General features: G+C 62.5%; 17 protein-coding genes. 11 read left to right on the plus strand and 6 right to left on the minus strand.

What is annotated here, in order from left to right; all coding sequences use genetic code 11:
* Positions 1 to 93: 93 nt before the first annotated feature.
* Positions 94 to 2,463 carry a penicillin acylase family protein gene (locus tag PspR32_RS00900; protein WP_159387971.1) on the minus strand — a complete coding sequence of 790 codons (2,370 nt, stop codon included), beginning with the start codon at positions 2,461 to 2,463 and terminating at the stop codon, positions 94 to 96.
* Between the two features lie 84 nt (positions 2,464 to 2,547).
* On the opposite strand from PspR32_RS00900, the gene PspR32_RS00905 reads away from it, so the two are divergent.
* Entirely contained in the window at positions 2,548 to 3,096 is a 549-nt protein-coding gene (locus tag PspR32_RS00905; RefSeq protein WP_010222115.1) for a sugar O-acetyltransferase, read from the plus strand.
* On the opposite strand, the gene PspR32_RS00910 is transcribed toward PspR32_RS00905, so the two are convergent.
* On the minus strand, positions 3,093 to 3,662 hold the full coding sequence (locus PspR32_RS00910; RefSeq protein WP_010222116.1) for a DUF6436 domain-containing protein: 570 nt from the start codon (positions 3,660 to 3,662) through the stop codon (positions 3,093 to 3,095). The genes PspR32_RS00905 and PspR32_RS00910 overlap by 4 nt on opposite strands.
* 98 nt (positions 3,663 to 3,760) lie before the next feature.
* Here PspR32_RS00910 and PspR32_RS00915 point away from each other — a divergent pair, with 98 nt between their 5' ends.
* Positions 3,761 to 4,702, plus strand: coding sequence for an alpha/beta hydrolase (locus PspR32_RS00915; protein WP_100782595.1), 942 nt, complete (start codon positions 3,761 to 3,763; stop codon positions 4,700 to 4,702).
* Here PspR32_RS00915 and PspR32_RS00920 read toward each other — a convergent pair whose 3' ends face one another.
* Positions 4,703 to 5,452: a DUF2059 domain-containing protein gene (locus PspR32_RS00920; protein ID WP_010222119.1), complete on the minus strand. Its 750-nt coding sequence runs from the start codon at positions 5,450 to 5,452 to the stop codon at positions 4,703 to 4,705.
* A 114-nt stretch (positions 5,453 to 5,566) separates the two neighbouring features.
* On the opposite strand from PspR32_RS00920, the gene PspR32_RS00925 reads away from it, so the two are divergent.
* Together PspR32_RS00925 and PspR32_RS00930 are read left to right on the plus strand one after the other, a co-directional pair.
* Complete coding sequence (locus PspR32_RS00925; protein ID WP_010222120.1) at positions 5,567 to 6,199, plus strand: 2OG-Fe(II) oxygenase; 633 nt, start codon at positions 5,567 to 5,569, stop codon at positions 6,197 to 6,199.
* A 1-nt stretch (position 6,200) separates the two neighbouring features.
* On the plus strand, positions 6,201 to 6,683 hold the full coding sequence (locus PspR32_RS00930) for a DUF523 domain-containing protein (protein ID WP_159387972.1): 483 nt from the start codon (positions 6,201 to 6,203) through the stop codon (positions 6,681 to 6,683).
* A 105-nt stretch (positions 6,684 to 6,788) separates the two neighbouring features.
* Here the strand turns inward: PspR32_RS00930 and PspR32_RS00935 are convergent, their stop codons facing one another.
* Positions 6,789 to 7,559 (minus strand): transporter substrate-binding domain-containing protein, encoded by a 771-nt coding sequence (locus PspR32_RS00935; RefSeq protein ID WP_159387973.1) that lies wholly within the window; start codon positions 7,557 to 7,559, stop codon positions 6,789 to 6,791.
* A gap of 225 nt (positions 7,560 to 7,784) precedes the next feature.
* Here PspR32_RS00935 and PspR32_RS00940 point away from each other — a divergent pair, with 225 nt between their 5' ends.
* The gene (locus PspR32_RS00940) at positions 7,785 to 8,261 is read left to right on the plus strand and encodes a DUF4399 domain-containing protein (RefSeq protein WP_010222123.1); all 477 of its coding nucleotides are present in this window, start codon (positions 7,785 to 7,787) and stop codon (positions 8,259 to 8,261) included.
* Positions 8,262 to 8,317: 56 nt separating this feature from the next.
* On the opposite strand, the gene serA is transcribed toward PspR32_RS00940, so the two are convergent.
* On the minus strand, positions 8,318 to 9,547 hold the full coding sequence (gene serA / locus PspR32_RS00945) for a phosphoglycerate dehydrogenase (protein ID WP_010222125.1): 1,230 nt from the start codon (positions 9,545 to 9,547) through the stop codon (positions 8,318 to 8,320).
* A gap of 172 nt (positions 9,548 to 9,719) precedes the next feature.
* Here serA and PspR32_RS00950 point away from each other — a divergent pair, with 172 nt between their 5' ends.
* The 4 genes from PspR32_RS00950 to PspR32_RS00965 all read left to right on the plus strand — a co-directional run bounded on the left by PspR32_RS00950 (position 9,720) and on the right by PspR32_RS00965 (position 13,904).
* The gene (locus tag PspR32_RS00950) at positions 9,720 to 11,117 is read left to right on the plus strand and encodes an FAD-binding oxidoreductase (RefSeq protein WP_036995366.1); all 1,398 of its coding nucleotides are present in this window, start codon (positions 9,720 to 9,722) and stop codon (positions 11,115 to 11,117) included.
* A gap of 41 nt (positions 11,118 to 11,158) precedes the next feature.
* Positions 11,159 to 11,824 carry a fumarylacetoacetate hydrolase family protein gene (locus tag PspR32_RS00955; protein ID WP_010222128.1) on the plus strand — a complete coding sequence of 222 codons (666 nt, stop codon included), beginning with the start codon at positions 11,159 to 11,161 and terminating at the stop codon, positions 11,822 to 11,824.
* A 150-nt stretch (positions 11,825 to 11,974) separates the two neighbouring features.
* Positions 11,975 to 12,907, plus strand: a complete 933-nt coding sequence (locus tag PspR32_RS00960; RefSeq protein WP_010222129.1) for an SdiA-regulated domain-containing protein — start codon at positions 11,975 to 11,977, stop codon at positions 12,905 to 12,907.
* A gap of 85 nt (positions 12,908 to 12,992) precedes the next feature.
* Entirely contained in the window at positions 12,993 to 13,904 is a 912-nt protein-coding gene (locus PspR32_RS00965; protein WP_159387974.1) for an SdiA-regulated domain-containing protein, read from the plus strand.
* 92 nt (positions 13,905 to 13,996) lie between these two features.
* On the opposite strand, the gene rpiA is transcribed toward PspR32_RS00965, so the two are convergent.
* On the minus strand, positions 13,997 to 14,668 hold the full coding sequence (rpiA, locus tag PspR32_RS00970) for a ribose-5-phosphate isomerase RpiA (RefSeq protein WP_010222132.1): 672 nt from the start codon (positions 14,666 to 14,668) through the stop codon (positions 13,997 to 13,999).
* 136 nt (positions 14,669 to 14,804) lie between these two features.
* Here rpiA and ilvA point away from each other — a divergent pair, with 136 nt between their 5' ends.
* Positions 14,805 to 16,319, plus strand: a complete 1,515-nt coding sequence (gene ilvA, locus PspR32_RS00975) for a threonine ammonia-lyase, biosynthetic (protein WP_036995369.1) — start codon at positions 14,805 to 14,807, stop codon at positions 16,317 to 16,319.
* A gap of 41 nt (positions 16,320 to 16,360) precedes the next feature.
* Positions 16,361 to 16,789 carry a DUF2269 family protein gene (locus PspR32_RS00980; protein ID WP_159387975.1) on the plus strand — a complete coding sequence of 143 codons (429 nt, stop codon included), beginning with the start codon at positions 16,361 to 16,363 and terminating at the stop codon, positions 16,787 to 16,789.
* Positions 16,790 to 16,798 lie beyond the last annotated feature (9 nt).

Here is a 16,798-nt window from a genome sequence, read left to right on the forward strand (position 1 = left end):
AGCCCATCGCCGGCAAGGCCGGCTCCCACAATGAACGTGTGTCCACCGGACCTGTGGGAGCTGGCGTTGCCAGCGATGCAAGGCGCAGCCTTGCTAATTCCGGGGCACCAGCTTCAAGGTGCTCTGCGCGGGAATCACCCCCATCTGCGCCTTGTGATACCGGCCCTCGATATAGTCCTTGGCCTGGTCGCCATAGTGCTTGTCGAACAATACTCCGCTTTGCCCTACCGGGTTGATGGTCAGTGCTTGCCCGGCATCGGCAAAATCGATCAGCCGCCGGGTCGACGGCCCATAGGTCACCGGCCACGGTGCCGGGCCGATCTTCGCCGACAAGTTGTTCGGCACCTCATGAGTACCCGGCGCGGCAAACGGCCCGACATTGAACAACAGGTTCAACGGCTTCTGCAGCCCTAATGGATGATTGTGGGTCAGGGTGTGGGCCTTGCCCCATTGCCAGCCCTCCGGGTCATTGCCAAGGGTCGCGCGCAGGTGCGCCAGCGTTTTGCCCCAGGCCTGCTTCACCGCCGCCTGGCGGTCACCGTGCTCGCTGCTGCCCTGTCTACCCCACCAGGGGGAAGCGGCGTCGGCCGCCAGGCGTGGCAACGCGGCATCGATGGCGCGGGTGCTGATCAATGTCCGGAACCAGGTATCGCCCAGCTCGTCATGCAGCGCCGCGTAGGCCAGGTCGTAGAGGAATTGGTTGAACAGCGTGGCGCTGACCGAGTCCACCGGGTAGTCGCCGTTCCACGCTGCCAGTTGCTCTACCAGCTCCTTCTCCTGATCGCCCTCGGCCACTTCCCGCAGCACCGCCAGCAGCGGCGCCAGGGTGCGCGGGCCGTAGTCGGTGATGGTGTCCAGTTGCAGCGCCTGGCTGTTCTGCTGGTCCCATTTGGTCTGCGGATCGGCCAGCTGCTGGTTCAGGCGCTGGCCCCGGTCGGCCAGGTTGTAATAGCCCGCAATCGGCATGTTTGCCGGCGGCTGGAAGTTGGCCGAAACGATGTAGCCGCTGGCCGGGTTCTCCGCCTGCGGGTTGGCGCTGAAGGGGTAGAAACCGAGCTTGTCGGCCTGGGGCGTGCTGCCGTCGAGGATGAAGCCCGGGTTGACGCCGGCGGGGCGAATCGGCAACTGCGCCGCCGCCCACCAGCCGATATCGCCACGGGCATTGGCCCAGACCAGGTTGAGCCCGGGCGCCTGGATTTTTGCCGCCGCAGCGCGCATCTTGGCCAGGGTGTCGGCGCGGTTGACCTGGTAGAAACCCTCGAGGATCGGGTTCTCGGTTTCCAGGAACGCCCACCACACGGCAATCGGCGTCGGCCCCGCGGTATCGCCCAGCACCGAGTTAACGATCGGCCCGTGGGGCGAACGGCGCAGGGTGATGTTCACCGGCGCCTCGTTCTTCACCGCGATCTGTGCCTGGGTCTGGGTCAGGGTCTGCCACTGGCCGTTGATCTTCACCTGTTCGGGGTTGTCGGGGTTGACCTGTTCGGCGATCAGGTCGACGTCATCGTTCTGGAACATGGTCAGGCTCCAGCCGAAGTCGCGGTTGTGGCCCAGCGATGCGAAGGGGTTCAGCGCCTGGTGATAGCCGTAGAGGTTGAAGCCGGGCGCGCTCAGTTCCGCCTCGTACCACACCGACGGCACGGCAAAGCTGATATGCGGATCGCCGGCCAGCAGCGGCTTGCCACTGCGGGTGCGGCTGCCGGAAAGCGCCCAGGCGTTGCTGCCTTCGTACTGGGGAATGCCGGCCTCGCTCAGGGCTTGCTGGCTGCGTTGCGCCAGCTGTTGCAGGCTCCGCCAGTCGTTGGCGGCCAGGGCTGGCTTGCTGGCCAGGGCACCTTGCGGGTTCCAGTCCAGGTCGAAGATCTTCAGGTACTCGGCACCCAACTGGTCACGGATGTAGGTCAGTGCAGGTTCCGTGCGAAACGCCGCGGCAAAGCTGTAGGCCATGTAGCCGGCGATGCTCAGGGTGTCCTGCGCGGTGAAGGGGCGCGGCTTGATGCCCAGCGCGTCGAACTCCATCGGCTTGGGATGGCTGTCCTGCCAGGCATTGACGCCCTCCAGGTAGGCTTGCAGGGCAAGCCAGGCCGGCGAGTGCTTGTCCTGGCGCTCGACATACAGCTCGGCCTGCTCGCGAATGCGCAGGCTGCGGAACAGGGCGTCGGTACCCACCAGCTTGCTGCCGAGGATCTCGGCCAGCTCGCCCCGGGCCAGGCGGCGGATGACCTCCATCTGGAACAGGCGATCCTGGGCGTGCACATAGCCCAGGGCGCGGTACAGGTCGGCCTCGTTCTGCGCCTGGATATGCGGCACGCCGCGGGTGTCATAGCGCACGCTGACCGGCGCTTGCAGATGGCTCAGGATGACCTCGCCCTGGCGTTGCGGCAGCTTGTCGTGCACGTACCAGTAACCGCCGCCAGCGGCCGCGGCAATGACCACGGCGAGGAAGGTCAGGCTGCGCTTCATCGTGACTCCTTGTGCTTTTAGCGGATCTTGTGCTCCGATCATCGCGGTAAAATCGGACAGAGGATAGCCCCACAGGAGGGACTGATGAATCTCAGTGAAAAGCAGAAGATGCTCAGCGGCCAGCTCTATCACGCCAGTTGCCCGCAGCTGCAGGCCGAGCAGATTGCCAACAAGCACTGGATGCAGCGTTACAACAACAGCGCCGAGCTGCTTAATGAGCAGCGCCACGGCCTGCTGGTCGAGCATTTCGGCGAGGTCGGCGACGGGGCGGTGATTCGCCCGCCGTTCTACTGCGACTACGGCTACAACATCAGCGTGGGCGCCAACGTGTTCATGAACTTCAACTGCGTGATCCTCGACGTCACCCCGGTGAGCATCGGCGATGACTGCCAGATCGGCCCGGCAGTGCAGATCTACACCGCCGACCACCCGCTGGACCCGGAGCTGCGCCGCAGCGGCCTGGAAAGCGGGCGGCCGGTGAAGATCGGCAACAACGTCTGGATCGGCGGCGGCGCGATCATTCTGCCGGGGGTGACGGTGGGTGATAACGCCGTGATCGGTGCCGGTAGTGTGGTGACTCGCGATGTACCGGCTGGCGCCACCGTGGTGGGCAATCCTGCGCGAGTGCGCTAGGGCTGCCAGGGGCAGTAGCAGCCTACCGCCATGGTGTGGGTGGCGTTGACTGCCCGGCCCTGGCTCAGGGCCAGCAGGATCGGTTCGATGAAGCTGTTGCTTGAGTTGCAGGTCGCGCCTTCGCTGTAAGGGCCGAAGTAGGCCAACTGGCCGTTGCGGTCCCAGATCGCCACGCCCGGGGTGGCCGGCAGGTGTTCGGCGCCGGGCAGCGCGCTCAGCGGTTTGAGCGCGCTCAGGGTGGCGGGCAGTTGGCCGCGGGTCCCGGGTTTTTGCACCACATAGAACTCGACGCCCTGGGGGCCGAAGTGCTCGATCAATTCAGCCAGGTGCTGTTGGTTGCCGACGTTGCACGGGCAGGCCGGGTCCCAGAAGTGCACCAGGCGGATCGGCCCGGGGCCGGCAAGGCTCGTCGGCAGTTGCAGGCGGTCGCCGGAAAACAGCGCGGTCTGGTTGTCGAAGGTGCGCAGGTAGCGGCTCTGGAAGCTGTCGTAGGCCCACCACAGGCCAGCGCCGCAGAGCGCGACGAGTAACAGGCCAAGCAGGGTTTTGGCGGGCGAGCGGGGCATGTGGGCAATGTCCGAAAAAAGTCGCCTAGCTTGCCATGCTGGCGGCGACAGATGAATATCACAGGTCAATAACCCGCTTTTGCGTCTGGAAATCTTTTATGCCCGCGTCATTTCAGCCCGACTCCCTACGTGCCAGCCTGTCTTCCCTGGCGGCGCGGCAGCCACTGTCGACGCAGGCCCAGGCCTATCAGCGCTTTTATGGCTTGGACCTGCCCGCTCGTGACGCCGTGCCGCAGATCTGGCTGGGACGCTTCGACGTCGCCGGTTTCGAGGTGGTCGGCCAGGTGTGGCTGCCGGCAGCGCCAGTGGCGACCCTGATTTTGCTGCACGGCTTTTATGACCACATGGGCCTGTACCGGCATGTCATCGATTGGGCGCTGGATCAGCAGTATGCGGTGATCTCCTGCGACCTGCCGGGGCACGGGCTGTCCAGTGGCGAGCGGGCCAGCATCGATGATTTCAGTGCCTATCAGCAGGTGCTGCAAGCGCTGTTCGAGCAGGCGCGCGGCTTGAACCTGCCGCAGCCCTGGCATCTGTTTGGGCAGAGCACCGGCGGCGCGATCGTCGTCGACCACCTGCTGCATCGCGGTGCCGAGAGCCCGGCCCAGGGCGAGGTGATCCTGCTCGCGCCGCTGGTACGGCCACGTGCGTGGCGCTGGTCGAAGTTCAGCTACCGGGTGCTCAGGCCTTTCGTCAACGGCATCGAGCGGCGCTTCAGCGAGAACAGCAACGACCCGACCTTCCTGCCGTTCCTGCTGGCCGACCCGTTGCAACCACGGTGCTTGCCGACGGCCTGGGTGGGGGCGTTGCTCGATTGGGTCAAGCGCATTGAAGCGGCGCCGGTCAGCCCGCGCCAGCCGCTGATCATCCAGGGCGAGTCGGACATGACCGTCGACTGGCCGTACAACCTCAAGGTGCTGGGGGAGAAATTCGCCGCGCCGCGGATCCTGATGATTCCCGAAGCGCGGCATCACCTGGCCAACGAACTGCCAGCGATCCGCGCGCGCTACTTTGATTTCATCGACCAGCGCCTGGGCTGATCACTGCAGTTGCGAGGTGTCCTGGCCAACCGCAAGGCCGGCGCGAATCGCCGCCAGGGCTGCCTTGTAGTAAGCCTTGCCCTCGGCTGACTCGGCAAAGGTGGCGAACGCTTCCAGCTCGGCATCGGACAGGTCGCGGTAGACGTACAGCAGGGTGTTGTTCAGCTCGCTGCCGATCTGCTCCATCAGGCGCTGGCGCTGGCCGTCGAGCAGGCCCTGGGCCTGGCCGCCACCGAGCAGGCCGGGGATCATCTGGCTAAGGCTGTCGGCGGCGACCCCGGCGATTGCCAGGCTCACTTCGGCGCCGGCTTCACGGGCAGGCAGGGCCTGGGCCAGGTGGCCGATGATCAGCAGACGGTTGTCGCTGGCCTGGACCTTGGGCAAGCCCTTGGCGTTCTTGGCCAACTGATCGCGACGGGTGGCAAGCAGTTCGGCGGCGACGATCTTGCGCCCCAGCGGCGACTGGAAAAAGGCCAGGGCCGGGGCAGGGTCGCTGAGGTTGGCGCGCAACTGGGCCTCAGCGCGTTTGTCCACGGCCTGGGCCTGGAAGCGCTGATTGCTGTTGTTGACCAGCGCCTGGTAAACCGCAGGCGGCAGGCTGCTGCGATAGCGCTGCTGGGCGGCATCGAGGGCATCGGTAAAGTGGGCGCGCTGCTCGGGCCAGCCGGCGACCTTGTAGAGTTGGTCGAGGCTGTCTGCCCAGACAGGCGTGGTGCAGATCATCATCAGCAGTAAAAACAAACGGCGCATTCAGGACTCCTGTCGGCAGGGCGCTATTGTCCTTGCCATGGCGGGGCTTTGTCGAGAAGCCATTGCACACTCTCGGCCAAGTGGCGCTGTCGGATTTCGCGGCAGATCGATACTATGCGCGACATGCACATATCCCCTGATGACCCCCTGCTGTTGCGCATCGTCGACGACCTGGCCACCCGTGGCTGGTCGCAGCAAGATACCTTTCTTCCAGAGCCGCTGACCCTGGCGCTGGCGGCCGAGTGCCGCAAACGCGCCGCCGAGGGCGAGCTTGCGCCAGCAGCCGTGGGCCGGGGCGTTGCCCAGGAGGTCCGCGAGGGCATCCGTGGCGACCATATCCAGTGGCTGGAACCCGGCCAGGCCGAGCCTTGCGACCACTACCTCGAGCTTATGAACAGCCTGCGCGTAGCCCTTAATCGCGGTTTGTTCCTCGGCCTTGAGGACTTCGAGTGCCATTTCGCCCTGTATCCGCCTGGTGCTTTCTACCGCAAGCACGTCGACCGCTTTCGCGATGACGACCGGCGCATGGTCTCGGCAGTGATCTACCTCAACGAGGGCTGGCAGCCCGAACACGGTGGTCAGTTGCGCATGACCCTCAGGGGCGACGTCGAGCATGACGTGCAGCCGATCGGTGGGTGCCTGGTGGTGTTCCTGTCCGGCGAAGTCCCCCATGAGGTGCTGCCGGCTCGGCGCGATCGCCTGTCGCTTACCGGCTGGTTCCGCCGCCGTGGCAACGAGCCGTTCTGAGATGCACAAGGTCCTGGTCAGTGCTTGCCTGCTCGGCCAGCTGGTGCGCTATGACGGGCGCGCCAGTGGCCATCCGGATTTGCTCCAGCAGTGGCAGGCCGAAGGGCGTGTGGTGCCATTGTGCCCTGAAGTGGCGGGCGGCTTGCCAACGCCACGGCCGCCGGCAGAGATCCCCGGTGGGCAGGGGGCGGCGGTGCTTGAGGGTGATGGACAGGTACTGACGGTCACGGGCGAGGATGTCAGTGCGCAGTTCCTGGCCGGGGCGCAGCTGGCGCTGGCGCTGGTGCGCCGCCATGGCATCCGGATTGCCGTGCTCAAGTCCGGCAGCCCGTCGTGCGGCAATGCGCTGACTTATGACGGAACGTTCAGCGGCACCAAAGTGGCGGGCGAGGGCGTGACCACGGCGCTGCTGCGCCGGGAGGGGCTACAGGTGTTCAGTGAGCTGGAGCTTGAGGCGGCGGAGTTGGCGTTAAAGCAACTTTGATCTGCAGGCCTCATCGCTGGCAAGCCAGTTCCCACAAGGTCCAGTGCTTGCAGTACCTGTGGGCGCTGGCTTGCCAGCGATGGGCTGCAAAGCAGCCCCTATCGATTACTTCGGCGGCTTGCTCGCATCCATCCCGAACCACTTCTGCGACAACTCGCTCAGCCGGCCATCGGCCTTGATTCGTTGCAGGGCGTTATCCACAGCGCTCTGGAACGCGGGGTTACCCTTCTGGAACGGAATCGCCAGGCTCAGAGTCGGGCCGACCGTGGCGCCTTTGCTTACGGGCTGCTGGCTGTCGCGAATGGCATAAGGCACCAGCAAACGGTCGCTGATGGCGGCATCGATCTGATCGTTGGCCACATCCTTGATCGGCTGCGATGCATCCGGGTAGCTGCGCAGGTCCACGCCTTCAACCACTCGCGCCTGCTCAGCGAACTGGCTGCCCTGAACGACGCCCAGGCTATGGCCCTTGAGCGCTTGAAGGGTGCTCAGCGGGCGTTTTTCCTCCTTGCGTACAATCAACTGGGCGCTGGAGTAGGCGTAGGGTTCGCTGAAATCCAGGCGCTCCTTGAGTTCCGGGGTGGCGGCGACGTGGTTGATTGCGATGTCGTAGCTACCGCTTTCAACACCTGCCAGCAAATCCTTGGATTCAACCACGACAAAGTCGGCGCGCAGATCGAGCTCATTGGCCAGCAATTGCCCAAGTTCGACTTCAAAACCGCTCAGTTTCTCGTTCTTGTCCTTGAAGTTGAACGGCGCCATGTTGGCTTCTACGGCAATGCGCAGTTCACCGCGGTCATTGACGTCGTCGATCAGCTCGGCCTGTGCCCATGGGCTGAGGAGGGTGGCAAGTAGTACCCCAATGGCAAAACGCATTTAAGCCCCTTGAATGCTTGGCAGTGAAATCGAGTCGCCGCGACTTTCTGTTGTTGTCACGGTCGAGCACAACTTAGGACCACGTCAGGTGGAGGATGTTTAACCGGTGGCGAAATTTTTTCTCTCCCGTTGTTAAACATGTTTTGACGCATTTGGACTATGGTAATCCACCGTTGCCGTTCGTTCAGTGGCAAACGTTATTGAAGTAAAACACAGGAGAAGTGAATGAAAAGCCTATTTTCGCGTGCAGCCGTCGCCGGATTGCTGATGGGTGTCTCGGCCTTTGCCGCGGCCGCCGATGGCCTGAAAAGCCAGGAGCCGCCAAAAGACGCCAAGGTCTTCATCGTTTCCCCGGCCGATGGCGCTACGGTCGACAAGACCTTCACCGTCAAGTTCGGCATCGAGGGCATGGAGCTCAAACCGGCAGGTGATGCTACTCCGCATACCGGCCACCACCACTTGCTGGTGGATGTCGACAAGCAGCCTGCGGCCGACCAGGTGCTGCCAACCAGCCTGCTGCCGGAAAACAACGCACCGCTGCCGGCGGGCCCGCAAGTGCTGCACTTCGGCAAGGCGCAGACCGAAGTCCAACTGACCCTGACCCCGGGCCAGCACACCCTGCAACTGGTGCTGGGCGACAAGTTCCACGTGCCGTTCAAGCCGAGTGTCGAGTCGAAGAAGATCACCGTTACCGTCAAGTAAGGCGGGCATAAAAAAGGGAGGCCATCACGGCCTCCCTTTTTTGTCGCACGGAAAACTTAGAACAGAACGCGGGAACGGATGGTGCCCTTGATCTGTTGCAGTTTTTCTTGCGCCAGGTCCGAGTACTCGGCGTCAACGTCGATAACCACGTAACCGACTTTCTCGTTGGTCTGCAGGAACTGACCGGAGATGTTGATCCCGTTTTCGGCGAACACTTTGTTGATTTCGCTGAGTACACCCGGAATGTTTTCGTGGATGTGCAGCAGACGGTGCTTGCCCGGGTGCGCCGGCAGGGCCACTTCAGGGAAGTTGACCGACGACACGGAAGTACCGTTGTCGCTGTACTTGACCAGCTTCTCGGCCACTTCCAGACCGATGTTGGCCTGGGCTTCAGCGGTGGAACCGCCGATGTGCGGGGTCAGGATCACGTTGTCCAGGCCGCGCAGCGGGCTTTCGAACTGCTCGTCGTTGGAGCGTGGCTCGACCGGGAACACGTCGATGGCGGCGCCGATCAGGTGCTTGTCCTTGATGGCCGCAGCCAGGTGATCCAGCTCGACCACGGTACCGCGGGCGGCGTTGATCAGGATCGAGCCCTTCTTCATCGCACGGATTTCTTTCTCGCCGATCATCCATTGGGTGGATGGCAGCTCAGGCACGTGCAGCGAGACGATGTCGGCCAGGCCCAGCAGCTCGTGCAGGCTGGTGACCTGGGTAGCGTTGCCCAATGGCAGCTTGGTCAGCGGGTCGAAGAAGAACACCTGCATGCCCAGGCCTTCGGCCAGGACCGACAGTTGGGTACCGATCGAGCCGTAGCCGACGATGCCCAGCTTCTTGCCACGGATCTCGAAGGAGTTGGCCGCGCTCTTGATCCAGCCACCACGGTGGCAGGAAGCGTTTTTCTCGGGGATGCCGCGCAGCAGCAGGATCGCTTCGGCCAGCACCAGTTCGGCCACCGAACGGGTATTGGAGTACGGCGCGTTGAACACGGCGATACCGCGCTCACGAGCGGCGTTCAGGTCAACTTGGTTGGTACCGATGCAGAAACAGCCGACAGCGACCAGTTTCTTGGCGCAGTCGAAAACCTCTTCGGTCAGTTGAGTGCGCGAGCGGATGCCGATGAAGTGGGCATCAGCGATCTTTTCTTTCAACTCAGCGTCGGGCAGAGAACCGGTGAGGTACTCGATGCTGGTATACCCGGCGGCCTTGAGGACGTCCACGGCGGATTGGTGGACGCCTTCGAGAAGAAGGAACTTGATCTTGCTCTTATCGAGAGAAGTCTTGCTCATCTGCGTAAACCTGTGTCCCGGAGAAAAATGGCAGGGAAGTGAAGCTCTCGCAGCATCGGCCTGAAGCACGATCAGCGGGGGGCGTATGCTAGCATGAGTACCCCCCGATACGCCCATCCCTGGGACGTGAAGTGTGCTCAGGGTGACTATGAATAGTTCGAGAGTTCTATCGATGACCGATCTTGCGCTGATTGATGAACTGATGACTCTGGTAGAGCCCGGTAAGGTGCTGACCGACGCGGCCTCCCTTGACGCTTACGGCAAGGACTGGACCAAGCACTTCGCGCCGGCGCCTTCGGCCATCGTCTTCCCCAAGAGCATCGAGCAGGTTCAGGCTATTGTCCGCTGGGCCAATCAGCACAAGGTCGCCCTGGTGCCGTCGGGCGGCCGAACCGGGCTGTCGGCAGCGGCGGTAGCGGCTAATGGCGAAGTGGTCGTGGCTTTTGACTACATGAACCAGATTCTCGATTTCAACGAATTCGACCGCTCGGTGGTCTGTCAGCCGGGGGTGATTACCCAGCAGTTGCAGGATTTCGCCGAAGCAAAGGGGTTGTATTACCCGGTGGACTTCGCTTCGGCAGGTTCCAGCCAGATTGGCGGCAATATCGGCACCAATGCCGGCGGAATCAAGGTTATTCGCTACGGCATGACCCGCAATTGGGTCGCCGGTCTCAAGGTCGTCACCGGCAAGGGCGACGTGCTCGAGCTGAACAAGGACCTGATCAAGAACGCCACCGGCTACGACCTGCGTCAGCTGTTCATTGGCGCCGAGGGCACCCTGGGTTTTGTGGTCGAGGCCACCATGCGCCTGGACCGGGCGCCGAACAACCTCACGGCCATGGTCCTCGGTACGCCGGACTTCGACTCGATCATGCCGGTGCTGCACGCGTTTCGTGCCAGGCTCGACCTGACCGCCTTCGAGTTCTTCTCCGACAAGGCCCTGGCCAAGATCATGGGCCGCGGCGACGTGCCGGCGCCGTTCGCGACCGACTGTCCGTTCTATGTATTGCTGGAGTTCGAAGCCAGCAACGAGGAGGTGGCCAATGACGCCCTGGCCACGTTCGAGCACTGCGTGGAGCAGGGTTGGGTGCTGGACGGAGTCATGAGCCAGAGCGAACAGCAGTTGCAGAACCTGTGGAAGCTGCGCGAGTTCATCTCCGAAACCATCTCGCACTGGACCCCGTACAAGAACGATATTTCGGTGACCGTGTCGAAAGTGCCGGCGTTCCTCAAGGATATTGACGCGATCGTCGCAGATAACTACCCGGATTTCGAAGTGGTCTGGTACGGCCATATTGGCGACGGCAACCTGCACCTGAACATCCTCAAGCCGCAGAATCTGAGCAAGGACGAATTCTTTGCCAAGTGCGCGACGGTGAACAAGTGGGTGTTCGAGACCGTCGAGAAGTACAACGGCTCTATCTCTGCCGAGCACGGCGTGGGCATGACCAAGCGCGATTACTTGACCTACAGTCGCTCGCCGGTTGAGATCGAATACATGAAAGCAGTGAAGGCGGCGTTCGATCCCAACGGGATCATGAACCCGGGCAAGATCTTCGCTGTCGAGTAAGCCACAGGCACAAGAGCATCCAATAGCGCCAGGAGTCGGCAATGAGCTATCAGCACCAGTATGTAGACGGCACGCGTATTCACTTTCCCCTGGGCAAGGTGGTGTGCATCGGGCGCAACTATGCCGAGCACGCCCAAGAGCTGGATAACCCGATCCCGACCGAACCCCTGTTGTTCATCAAACCGGGCAGTTGTGTGGTGCCGCTCGACAGCGGCTTCAAGATCCCGACTGAGCGCGGTTCGGTGCATTACGAGACAGAAATTGCCGTGTTGCTCGGCAAGTCGCTGTCTACCAACCCGACCGTAGAAGAAGTGCTCGACGCTATCTCCGGCTTTGCCCCGGCCCTGGACCTGACGCTGCGCGATCTGCAGGCACAACTGAAGGAAAAAGGCCTGCCGTGGGAGCGCTCCAAGTGCTTCGATGGCGCCTGCGTGCTGCCGCCGTTCGTGCCGGTCAGCGCCTTTGAAGACCTGACCGACATTGGCATCCGCCTGACCCTCAACGGCGAAGTGCGCCAGGACGGCAACAGCGCACTGATGCTCAACCCGATCGTGCCGATGATCCAGCACATGGCCACGCAATTCTCGCTGATGGCCGGTGATGTGATTCTCACCGGTACCCCGGTCGGGGTTGGCCCGCTCAATCCGGGCGACAAGCTGGTGGTGGAGCTGCCAGGCGTCAGCCGTTTCGAAAGCCAGGTGCTTTAACCATGTTGGCATGGCAGCCAGTATTGTCGGCTGCCATGCGGCTTGTCGGTTTTGCCATTTTTTTCACAACCGATCCGGATAATGCGTGCGGACCTGGCTCTGCGAACGCGCCGGTTACGTGATATCAACTGGCAAAAAGAGCAAAACTTCATGGCCACTCCCCTACCTTCGAGCAATTCCGTGCCGCCTGCGCGCAAACGTGGCCTGGCCTTGCGCTGGTCCACCTGGGCGGCAGCCGCGGCAATCATCGGCTACGGCGTGGCGATTGCCATGCATTGGGATGACCGTGGCTTGCTCTGGTTGCAGGAGCGTTTCGAAAGCAAGGTCGAGCAGCAGGCCAGCATCTGGTTGCCGGATTACCAGGTCAATATCGATGCCAAGGTGCTGCCGGGCATGGAGGATGATGAAGCTTCTGACCTGTCCTACAACCCGGTGAGCAAAACCTTGTTCGCCGTCATGGGCAAGAATCCCTTCTTGGTTGAACTGACCCTTGAAGGCGACGTGCTGCGCAAAATGCCGCTGGTGGGCTGGAGCAATCCTGAAGGGGTTGCAGTGCTGGAGGGCGGGCGCCTGGCGATTGTCGACGAGCGCGCTCACAAGATGACCATCGTCACCCTCAATGCCGACACCCAATCGCTGAACATCGCCGATTTCCCGCAATACGACCTCGGCCCTTCGGAAAACCAGAACAAAGCCTTCGAAGCTGTGGCCTGGGACCCTATGCAGCAGCGCATCATCCTTGGTGAAGAGCGGCCGCCGGCCTTGTTCACCTGGAGCAGCGACGGCCATAGCCCGCTGACTGGCGACAAGCAGCCGCTGCCAAGCGATGAGCTGGACCTGCGCAACCTCTCGGCCCTGGGCGTCGATCCGCGTACCGGGCACCTGCTGGTGCTGTCCGCTGACTCGAACATGCTGCTGGAGCTGAACGAGAAGGGCGAGCAGGTCAGCTTCATGACCCTGCTGGGCGGTTTCAATGGCTTGAACAAGCGTATCCCGCGAGCCGAAGGCGTGGCGATGGACGACAAAGGCACGCTGTACATCGTCAGTGAGCCGAACCTGTTCTATCGTTTTAACAAGCCCTGATTTCAGACTTTTCCTACTTCAGGATTAAGTTTCACTTCAGTTGAGTGTGGGAAGATTCAGGCTGTCACTGACTGAGTCCACCTGAATGCGTCGCTACATTCGCCTGCCCCTGATTTTCCTGGTTTTGAGCCTGCTCGGCTTGCTTCTGGTCACCGCGGCCGGGCAGCAGTACCGCCTGTTCGAGCGCGGCTGGTTCAACCTCAAGACCTGGTGGCAGCCGTTCGAGCAGAGCATTGGCCTGGACCAGTACCAGGTGGTGCTGGAGGCTCAACCTGTCGAAGGCCTGGACGACGACATCTCGGCGCTGACCTTCGACCCCGACCGCAACAGCCTGTTTACCGTGACCAACAAGCGCTCCGAGCTGATCGAGCTGTCACTGGACGGGCGTATCCTGCGCCGGGTGCCGCTGACCGGCTTTGGCGACCCGGAGGCGGTGGAGTACGTCGGCCCCAACAGCTACGTGATCACCGACGAGCGCGAGCAGCGTCTGATTCGCGTGCGCCTGAACGACAACACGCCCTTTCTCGATGCCAAGGATGCCGAACAACTGACCCTGGGTATCGGCCTCAATGGCAACAAAGGCTTTGAAGGCCTGGCCTACGACTCGGCCGGCAAGCGCCTGTTCGTGGCCAAGGAGCGCGACCCAATGCTGATCTACGAGGTGCATGGCTTCCCCCATGACAACCCCGAGCAACCGTATGCGGTGCATGTGGTGCAGGACCAGAAGCGTGATTCGCGGTTGTTTGTGCGTGACCTGTCGAGCTTGCAGTTCGATGAGCGCAGCGGCCACTTGCTGGCGCTGTCGGATGAATCGCAGTTGGTGCTGGAGCTGGATGTGCAGGGCAAGCCGCTGAGCACCTTGTCGTTGCGCAAGGGCTTTCAGGGCCTGAAGCAGAGCGTGCCGCAGGCCGAAGGTATCGCCATGGACGATGCCGGGACCATTTACCTGGTCAGCGAGCCGAACCTGTTTTACGTGTTCAAGAAGCCAACCGAGTAAGCTTCATCGCTGGCAAGCCAGCTCCCACAAGCAGAACCTGTGGGAGCTGGCTTGCCAGCGATAGGCTGCAAAGCCGCCCTGAATCAGACACCTCAGGCCTTGAGGCTCTTGACCCCTTCCGAAGTCCCCAGCAACAGCAGATCCGCCGGCCGCGCCGCGAACAGGCCATTGGTGACCACGCCGACAATCGCATTGATCTGGCTTTCCAGCTCGACCGGGTTGGTGATCTGCAGGTTGTGCACATCGAGAATGATGTTGCCGTTATCGGTCAGCACACCCTCGCGGTACACCGGGTCGCCCCCCAGCTTGACCAGCTGGCGCGCCACGTGGCTGCGGGCCATTGGAATCACTTCGACCGGCAATGGGAAGGCGCCCAGTACCGGCACCAGCTTGCTGGCGTCGGCGATGCAGATGAAGGTCTTGGCCACGGCGGCAACGATTTTCTCGCGGGTCAGGGCCGCGCCACCGCCCTTGATCAGGTTCAGGTGTTCGTCGCTTTCGTCGGCACCATCAACGTAGAACTCCAGGTCGCTGACGGTGTTCAGCTCATACACCGGAATACCATGACCTTTCAGGCGTGCAGCGGTCGCTTCGGAGCTGGCCACGGCGCCGTCGAAGGCGGTCTTGTGCTTGGCCAGGGCGTCGATGAAGCAGTTGGCGGTCGAACCGGTGCCGACACCGACGATGCTCTTGTCGTCGAGCTTGGGCAGAATGAAATCGACAGCGGCCTGGGCGACAGCCTGTTTGAGTTGGTCCTGGGTCATGCGGGCTCCGAAGCGGGGAGGAGTATCGTGAAGGCGCGTAGTATAGCGGCTAAAACCCCTGGCTTGCTGTGGTCGCCCGACAGGGCGCTGGGGTAGACTCGCAAACCTCGCCCAACCGCTCAGTGATGCTTTCCCGATGCTCGAACAGTACGTCAAGAAGATCCTCACCTCGCGCGTTTACGACGTTGCCGTCGAAACCCCGTTGCAGACCGCCGGCCAGCTGAGCAAGCGCCTGGGCAACAACATCCTGCTCAAGCGTGAAGACTTGCAGCCGGTGTTCTCGTTCAAGATTCGCGGTGCCTACAACAAACTGGCCCAGCTCAGTGCTGAAGAACTGGCCCGTGGCGTGGTCACCGCATCGGCCGGCAACCATGCCCAGGGCGTGGCCCTGGCGGCCCGTGAGCTGGGGATCAAGGCCACCATCGTGATGCCCAAGACCACCCCCGAGATCAAGGTCGAAGGCGTGCGTTCGCGCGGCGGCAAGGTGGTGCTGCATGGTGATACGTTCCCGGAAGCGCTGGCGTACTCGCTGAAGCTGGTGGACGAGAAAGGCTTCGTCTACATCCACCCCTATGACGATCCGCTCACCATCGCCGGGCAGGGCACCGTGGCCATGGAGATCCTCCGTCAGCACCCGGGGCAGCTGGATGCGATCTTCGTTCCGGTTGGCGGCGGCGGCCTGATTGCCGGCATCGCGGCCTACGTGAAGTACCTGCGCCCGCAGATCAAGGTGATCGGCGTCGAGCCGGACGACTCCAACTGCCTGCAGGCCGCCATGGCAGCGGGTGAGCGTGTGGTACTGCCGCAGGTCGGGCTGTTTGCCGACGGTGTGGCAGTGGCGCAGATCGGTCAGCACACCTTCGACATCTGCAAGCAGTATGTCGATGACGTGATCACCGTCAGTACCGACGAGATCTGCGCGGCAATCAAGGATATCTACGACGATACCCGCTCGATCACCGAACCTGCCGGCGCCTTGGGCGTTGCCGGGATCAAGAAGTACGTCGAACTCAACGGGGTGACCGGGCAGACCCTGGTCGCCATCGATTCCGGCGCCAACGTCAACTTCGACCGCCTGCGTCATGTCGCCGAGCGTGCCGAACTGGGGGAGGGCCGTGAAGCCATCATCGCCGTGACCATCCCCGAGCGGCCCGGCAGCTTCAAGGCCTTCTGCGAGGCGGTGGGCAAGCGCCAGATCACCGAATTCAACTACCGCTACCATGCCGACGGCGAGGCGCACATCTTCGTCGGTGTGCAGACCCATCCGGATACCGACCCGCGCAGTGCGCTGATCCAGAGCCTGACCGAGCAAGGCTTCCCGGTCCTCGACCTGACCGATAACGAACTGGCCAAGCTGCACATCCGCCATATGGTCGGCGGCCATGCGGCGCGGGTCAGCGATGAGCTGGTGTTGCGTTTCGAGTTTCCCGAACGCCCGGGTGCGCTGTTCAACTTCCTCAACAAGTTGGGTGGGCGCTGGAACATCTCGATGTTCCACTACCGCAACCACGGCGCGGCCGATGGTCGCGTGGTCGCCGGCCTGCAGGTGCCGGATGATGAGCGCCATCTGGTGCCGGCGGCGCTGGCCAAGATCGGCTACCCGTACTGGGACGAAACCGATAACCCGGCGTACCGGCTGTTCCTGGGCTGAGCGTCTACGCTTTTGGGCAATGCCTGAGGAAGATAAAAGAAATGGAACTGCTGACGACCCTGAAAACCGCCCACATTCTGGCCACCGTGTTGCTGCTGGGCAGCGCATTGGGGCTGGCGATCTGGACCTTTATCGCGCGCCGCAAGGGTGATGCCAGTGCCCACACGCGGCTGATGGCTCGGCCGCTGGTGTTTGTCTGGCTGTTGATGGGCATTTGCCTGGTGAGCATGCCGTTCACCGGCTGGTGGCTGGTACACCTGATCGGCTGGCCGTTGGGCCAGACCTGGGTGCTGGGTTCCAGTGTGATCTACACCGTCGGTGCGTTCAGCTGGTTCTGGCTGCTGGTGCGGGTCAATCGCCTGCGCACGGCGCCGACCGTGGGCAACCCGAAATTCACCCTGGCGCTGGCAGTGTTCAGCGGTGTGTGTTTCATCGCCATCGCCGGGCTGATGGGTGCCAAGCCGGTTTAAACGATAAGG

The organism is Pseudomonas sp. R32, assembly GCF_009866705.1.
Taxonomy (GTDB): Bacteria; Pseudomonadota; Gammaproteobacteria; order Pseudomonadales; family Pseudomonadaceae; genus Aquipseudomonas; species Aquipseudomonas donghuensis.